A 909-nucleotide genomic window follows, 5' to 3' on the forward strand; every position below is an offset into this window, starting at 1 on the left:
CTATTGCTGATCTTCGGATCGGTGATGGCTATCAATGAGCATGACCAGGTACTTTTAACCTGAATACATAGGGTTTTAAGAGCGAACCCGGGGAACTGAAACATCTAAGTACCCGGAGGAAAGGAAATCAATAGATACTCCGCTAGTAGTGGCGAGCGAACGCGGATCAGCCGAACCATAATGATGACTAGAATGTGTTGGAAAGCACAGCCATAGTGGGTGACAGCCCCGTATAGGAAGTCTGATTGGACATATTAAGTAGGGCGGGACACGTGAAATCCTGTCTGAACATCGGAGGACCACCTTCGAAGGCTAAGTACTCCTTACTGACCGATAGCGAACCAGTACCGTGAGGGAAAGGTGAAAAGCACCCCGACGAGGGGAGTGAAACAGTTTCTGAAACCGGACGCCTACAAGCAGTCGGAGGAGCCTTGAGCTCTGACGGCGTACCTTTTGTATAATGGGTCAACGACTTGGTCTTACGAGCAAGCTTAAGCCGATAGGTGTAGGCGCAGCGAAAGCGAGTCTTAAAAGGGCGAATGAGTTCGTGGGATCAGACCCGAAACCGAGTGATCTAGCCATGTGCAGGCTGAAGGTTGGGTAACACCAACTGGAGGGCCGAACCCACACCTGTTGAAAAAGGTCGGGATGACGTGTGGCTAGGGGTGAAAGGCCAATCAAACTCGGAGATAGCTGGTTCTCCGCGAAAGCTATTTAGGTAGCGCGTCGATTGTATTCTCCTGGGGGTAGAGCACTGGATGGATGATGGGGGCCCACAGCCTTACTGAGTCTAACCAAACTCCGAATACCAGGAAGAACTGATCGGCAGACACACGGCGGGTGCTAACGTCCGTCGTGGAGAGGGAAACAACCCTGACCAACAGCTAAGGCCCCCAATTCGTGGCTAAG

Annotated in this window: 1 rRNA gene; it reads left to right on the top strand. The window is 51.8% G+C overall.

The window, feature by feature from the left end:
• Positions 1-909, top strand: a 23S ribosomal RNA gene (locus BFP70_RS19705); the annotation flags it as partial.

Origin of the sequence: Thioclava sp. SK-1, from assembly GCF_001705665.1 — a bacterium.
Classification (GTDB): domain Bacteria; phylum Pseudomonadota; class Alphaproteobacteria; order Rhodobacterales; family Rhodobacteraceae; genus Thioclava.